Below are 5,532 nucleotides of genomic sequence, written 5' to 3'. Positions count from 1 at the left end.
GTCGCCGTCAACAAGGACGCCGAAGCCCCGATCTTCGAACTCGTCGACTACGGCGTCGTCGGCGACCTCTTCGACGTCGTCCCCCAGCTCACCGAGGAGATCAAGAGCCGCAAGGGCTGATTTCCCGCCTGGCCGCCGAGGCCCCCGTGACCGCGCGGCCGGTCGCGGGGGCCTCGCCTCATCCGAGCGTCAGGCCGGCCCGCACCGGCAGGTGGTCGCTGGGGAACCGGCCGTCCAGCGAGAAGGTGTCGATCGAGGCCCGGTGGACCGTGACCCCCGGGGTGGCGAGGATCCAGTCGATGCGCTCCCCGTCCGGCTTCGGCCGCCTGTATCCGTGGAAGGTCCCGTACCGGGGGCCGCGTTCGGCCGCGGTGTCCCAGGTGTCGGCCAGGCCGGCGCCCAGCATGGTGTCGTAGACGGGGCTCCGGTGCGCGGCGACGTTGAAGTCGCCGGTGACGAGGAGCGGCAGCGAGCGGTCGAGTCCGGCGACGCGCCGGGCGATCAGGGCGGCGGCCCGCGCGCGTGCCCGGCGGCTGCGGTCGTCCAGGTGGGTATTGAGGAGGTAGAACTCCCGGCCGCCGTCGAGCAGGTCCCGGAAGCGGACCCATGTCACCATCCGCACGCAGCCGCCGCCCCAGCCGTTGGACCCGACGACGTCAGGCGTGTCGGAGAGCCAGAAGTGGTCGTACTCCCGCGGGGCGAGCCGCCGGGTGTCGTAGAAGACGGCCATGAACTCGCCGCGGCTGCCGCCCGCGCGCCCGGTGCCGATCCAGTCGTACCGGCCCCCGAGGTCGGAGCCGATGTCGCGCAACTGCTGGTAGAGCCCTTCCTGGGTGCCGACGACGTGCGGGCCCGCGCCCTCCAGCAGGGCCTGCACCACGGGCCTGCGGGCCGCCCACCGGTGCCGCCCGGTGGAGGTCGCGTGCCGCAGGTTGAACGACATGACGTCCAGGGCGGGGCCGCCGGCGGATGCTGTACTGGACGGGGGCGCGGAGGCCGGGGCCGGGGGCACGGCCCCGCGGCCCGCGCGGCGGGTGAGCCGGCTGAGGATCGGCACGGGTGCTCCTTCCACGACGGCTGCCGGGCGATTCGTCGCTGACGCTCCCCGCGGGACGCGGGGGTGAGGTCAAGGCTGCCAGAGGAACGTGTACCGGCCGAAAGCACGAGGTGGAATGGATGTCGTGCGGTGTTGACCACGGGGAAGGTTGACGGATAACTTCGCCATACGGATTGTTGATTCCACAAAGCGGAAACTTGAAAAACTCGAAGCGGAAATCTGGAGGGTGTGGGATGGGTCAGCAGGAGAAGGTGGCGACGAGCCTCGCGGGTGCCGTGAGCGAGGAGATCAGCGCCTCCCTCGCGCCGGTCGACGCGGAACTCGAGCGCCGCTACCCGGGGGACCCCGGAACCCGGCAGCCCGTCCACACCGTCTACGTCCCCGGTGACGCCTTCGCCGCCGACACCCTGCGCACCTGGGGCGACCAGGCCCTCGCGCTGCTCGACGAGCACGCCCCCGACGCGGCCTCCTTCGCGGCCGTCCTCGGCCTCGCCGACGACCTCGCCGAGCCGGTCTACTCGCGCGTGCGGGCCAAGCTGGAGCGCGAGCCGGTGGAGGACCTGCGCGTCGACTTCGAGGACGGCTACGGCCCCCGCCCCGACGCCGAGGAGGACGAGACGGCCGCCCGCGCCGCCCGCCTGATCGCCGAGGCGTACCGCAACGGCACGGCGGCGCCGTACATGGGCATCCGCATGAAGTGCATGGAGGCCCCCGTACGCGACCGGGGCATCCGCACCCTCGACGTCTTCCTCACCGGACTGATGGAGGCCGGCGGCCTGCCCGACGGCCTGGTCCTCACCCTGCCGAAGGTGACCTACCCCGAGCAGGTGAGCGCCTTCGCACGGCTCCTGGAGGCGTTCGAGAAGGCGCACGGCCTGGACGCCGGGCGGCTGGGCTTCGAGATCCAGATCGAGACCAGCCAGTCCATCCTCGCCGCCGACGGCACCGCCGCGGTCGCCCGCATGATCCAGGCCGCCGAGGGCCGCGCCACGGGGCTGCACTACGGCACCTTCGACTACAGCGCCTGCCTCGGTGTCTCCGCCGCCTACCAGGCCAGCGACCACCCCGCCGCCGACCACGCCAAGGCGGTCATGCAGGTCGCGGCGGCCGGCACCGGCGTCCGGGTGTCCGACGGCTCCACCAACGTCCTGCCCGTCGGCCCGACCGCCAAGGTCCACGACGCCTGGCGCCTCCACTTCGGCCTCACCCGCCGTGCGCTCGCCCGCGCCTACTACCAGGGCTGGGACATGCACCCCGGCCACATCCCCACCCGCTACGCGGCCGTCTTCGCCTTCTACCGCGAGGGCTTCGAGCAGGCCGCGGGCCGCCTCGCCCGGTACGCCAACCGGGCCGGCGGCGACGTCATGGACGAGCCCGCCACCGCCAAGGCCCTCAGCGGCTACCTGCTGCGCGGCCTGGACTGCGGCGCGCTGGACGTCGCCGAGGTCGCCCGGCTGAGCGGCCTGACCCGCGCCGACCTGGAGAGCTTCGCGGCCCCCCGCCGCGGCGACCTGACGGCCTCGGCGAAGTAGCGACGCGCGGACCTCGCGGGGCCGTCCAGCCTCTGGCCGACGCCAGTCGAGGAAGCCGGGGCGTGCCGGTCGGCCGGAGTCCCGTCGGGCCGTACCGGCCGGCCGTACCCGCGCCGGGATGCCGGCCGGGAGCGGTGAGTGCCCCGGGTGGACGGTCCGGAGCCCGGCGGGCGGCCGGTCCGCGTGCCGTCAGTCCGCCGGAGGCAGTTCGCCCGAGCCGCGGGTGATCAGGCGGGTCGGCAGCTCGATCCGCTCCGGTGCGACCGGCGTGCCGTCGAGCTGGCGGAAGAGGCGTTCGGCCGCCGTACGGCCCAGGGTCGCGGAGTCCTGCGCGACGACCGTGACACCCGGCTGGAGCAGGTCGGCCAGCTCGATGTCGTCGAAGCCGACGAGCGCGACCGGCCGCGACCGCTCGGCGAGGACCCGGACGACGGTGACCGTCACCCGGTTGTTGCCCGTGAAGATCGCGGTCACGGGCTCGTCGTCGGCCAGCATCCGCTCCGCCGCCCGGCGCACCCGCTCCGGGTTCGTCGCCCCCAGGGACATCCAGCGGTCCTCGACGGCTATGCCTGCGTCCTCCATCGCGGCCCGGTAACCGCGCAGCCGCTCGGCGGCGGTGTGGATGCGGGGCATGTCGCCGATGAAGCCGATCCGGCGGTGGCCGTGGGCGATGAGGTGGGCGACGCCCCCGCGGGCGCCGCCGTAGTTGTCGGACAGCACCACGTCGGCGTCGATCCGCCCGGCCGGACGGTCCACGAACACGGTCGCCACCCCGGCCCTGATCTCCGGCTCCAGGTACCGGTGGTCGTCCCCGGCCGGGATCACCACCAGACCGTCCACCCGGCGGGCGCACAGGGCCAGCGCCAGCTCCTGCTCGCGTCCGGGGTCCTCGGCGCTGGAACCGTTGATCAGGAGGGCACCGTGGGCGCGCGCGATCTCCTCGACGGCGCGGCACAGCGGTCCGTAGAACGGGTCCGCGAGGTCCTCCAGGATCAGGCCGATGCTCGCCGTACGGCCCTTTCGCAGCACCCGGGCGCTGTCGTTGCGGCGGAAGCCCAGCGCCGCGATCGCCTCCTGCACCCGGCGCTCGGTGTCCGGGGTGACCCCCGGCTCGCCGTTGACCACCCGGGAGACCGTCTTCAGTCCGACCCCGGCGCGCGCCGCCACGTCCTTCATCGTCGGGCGGTTGCCGTACCGGGACCCGGGAAGGCGGTCTGCGCGGCGGGTGGTCTCTGGCACGATGGCGCTGTCCTGTCTCTCGGCCGTTCCCCGCGCCGGGGGTGGTGCGGGATCCGTGGGCTTGTATGAGGATGTGGCGTCGAGCATAGAGCCTGGACAACGTTGTCAGATGCACGAGAGACTGTCCACCGCTGTCCCCGGCCCGCGCCCCCATCGCTTGACCGGCCTGCCTCTGCATATCGAGCCTCAACGGGGAGATCCGACTCTGATGCACACCGACCTCGTGGCGGCCCTGGACATCGGCGGCACCAAGATCGCCGGCGCGCTGGTGGACGGCGACGGACGCATCCTGGCCAGGGCCCAGCGTGCCACACCGGCCCGCAAGGACGGCGAAACGGTCATGCGGGCCGTCGAGGAGGTCCTCGGCGACCTCGCCGGGTCGCCGCTGTGGGGGCGCGCCGGTTCGCTCGGCATCGGCAGCGCCGGCCCGGTGGACGCCTCGGCGGGCACGGTGAGCCCGGTGAACGTGCCCGGCTGGCGGGACTTCCCGCTGGTGGACCGGGTGCGCCGGGCCACCGGCGGCCTGCCGGTGGAGCTGATCGGCGACGGGGTCGCGATCACGGCGGCCGAGCACTGGCAGGGCGCCGCCCGCGGCCACGACAACGCCCTGTGCATGGTGGTCTCGACGGGGGTGGGCGGTGGCCTGGTCCTCGGCGGACGGCTGCACCCCGGGCCGACGGGCAACGCCGGCCACATCGGCCACATCAGCGTCGATCTCGACGGTGACCCCTGCCCCTGCGGTGCCCGCGGCTGTGTGGAGCGGATCGCCAGCGGACCCAACATCGCGCGCCGGGCGCTGGAGCGGGGCTGGTGTCCCGGCCCGGACGGCGACACCTCGGCCGCCGCGGTGGCCGCCGCCGCCCGCGCGGGCGACCCGGTCGCCAGGGCCTCGTTCGAGCGGGCGGCGCGGGCGCTCGCGGCCGGCATCGCGGCGACCGCGACGCTGGTCGAGATCGACATCGCGGTGATAGGCGGCGGGGTCGGCAAGGCCGGCGAGGTCCTGTTCACCCCCCTGCGCAAGGCCCTCACCGACTACGCGACCCTGTCCTTCGTACGGCGGCTCACCGTGGTGCCCGCGCAGATGGGCACCGACGCCGGCCTGGTCGGCGCGGCCGCGGCGGCGCTGACCCGCGCGCCGGACGCGACCCCGGTGAGCCGGTAGCGGGCACCGGGCCGCCAGGACCACTCCGGCCACTCCGACGCACGTGGACCACGCGGGCCGCTCGGACCGGGCGGACGGACGCGCGCCGCACGGCCGGGCCGCCGGGCGCCGCCGGCCGTCGGCCGGCGAAACCGCGGTGATCCGCGTGACCCCCGGCCGTTCCCGGCAGTTGATCAGCGCATGAAGAAGCGCAGCATGCTGGCCATCGCCTCCCTCGCCACCGGATTCGTCGTGGCCGCCGTCACCCCGTCCCACGCGGCGGACGCCACCCCGCTGGACGACCCCCACGTCTCGACCGCCCTCGACACGGTCGGCCAGGTCGTCGACGACGGCACCCTGACCGTCGACGAGAACCCCCTCGGGCAGGTGTAGGGCGCCCGCGGGCCCACCGCCGACGGCGGCCGCGCCGGGGGCCCCCCCCCCCCGGGGGCCCCCCCCCGCCCCGGGGGCGCCCCCGCCCCCCCCCCGGGGGGGGGGTTTCGGGGGGGGGGGGGGGGGGCCGGCCGCCCGGGGGGCCAAACAAAATGGGGGGTGCGGGTGCC

General features: G+C 74.9%; 5 protein-coding genes and 1 pseudogene. 4 read left to right on the top strand and 2 right to left on the bottom strand.

From position 1 onward, the window contains the following. Positions 1–120: pseudogene (locus ACZ4K2_RS26995) on the top strand (electron transfer flavoprotein subunit alpha/FixB family protein); the annotation flags it as partial. A 58-nt stretch (positions 121–178) separates the two neighbouring features. Here the strand turns inward: ACZ4K2_RS26995 and ACZ4K2_RS26990 are convergent. Next, positions 179–1,057, bottom strand: coding sequence for an endonuclease/exonuclease/phosphatase family protein (locus ACZ4K2_RS26990; protein ID WP_467476098.1), 879 nt, complete (start codon positions 1,055–1,057; stop codon positions 179–181). 233 nt (positions 1,058–1,290) lie between these two features. Here ACZ4K2_RS26990 and ACZ4K2_RS26985 point away from each other — a divergent pair, with 233 nt between their 5' ends. Beyond that, positions 1,291–2,589: a DUF6986 family protein gene (locus tag ACZ4K2_RS26985; RefSeq protein WP_467476099.1), complete on the top strand. Its 1,299-nt coding sequence runs from the start codon at positions 1,291–1,293 to the stop codon at positions 2,587–2,589. Between the two features lie 189 nt (positions 2,590–2,778). On the opposite strand, the gene ACZ4K2_RS26980 is transcribed toward ACZ4K2_RS26985, so the two are convergent. Then, on the bottom strand, positions 2,779–3,828 hold the full coding sequence (locus tag ACZ4K2_RS26980) for a LacI family DNA-binding transcriptional regulator (RefSeq protein ID WP_467476100.1): 1,050 nt from the start codon (positions 3,826–3,828) through the stop codon (positions 2,779–2,781). 208 nt (positions 3,829–4,036) lie between these two features. Between ACZ4K2_RS26980 and ACZ4K2_RS26975 the strand changes: the two genes are divergently transcribed. Further along, on the top strand, positions 4,037–4,990 hold the full coding sequence (locus ACZ4K2_RS26975; RefSeq protein ID WP_467476101.1) for an ROK family protein: 954 nt from the start codon (positions 4,037–4,039) through the stop codon (positions 4,988–4,990). A gap of 180 nt (positions 4,991–5,170) precedes the next feature. Continuing rightward, positions 5,171–5,362 (top strand): hypothetical protein, encoded by a 192-nt coding sequence (locus tag ACZ4K2_RS26970; protein ID WP_467476102.1) that lies wholly within the window; start codon positions 5,171–5,173, stop codon positions 5,360–5,362. Positions 5,363–5,532: the final 170 nt, after the last annotated feature.

It is taken from the genome of Streptomyces sp. NPDC025833 (assembly GCF_055558055.1).
The sequence above is the reverse complement of the archived record's forward strand: the minus strand, read 5'-3'. Positions and strand labels throughout refer to the sequence as shown.

Excerpts from the sequence above, each read along its gene's own strand:
- ACZ4K2_RS26985 (WP_467476099.1), top strand. The coding sequence starts at position 1,291 with ATGGGTCAGCAGGAGAAGGTGGCGACGAGCCTCGCGGGTGCCGTGAGC.
- ACZ4K2_RS26975 (WP_467476101.1), top strand. The coding sequence starts at position 4,037 with ATGCACACCGACCTCGTGGCGGCCCTGGACATCGGCGGCACCAAGATC.
- ACZ4K2_RS26970 (WP_467476102.1), top strand. The coding sequence starts at position 5,171 with ATGAAGAAGCGCAGCATGCTGGCCATCGCCTCCCTCGCCACCGGATTC.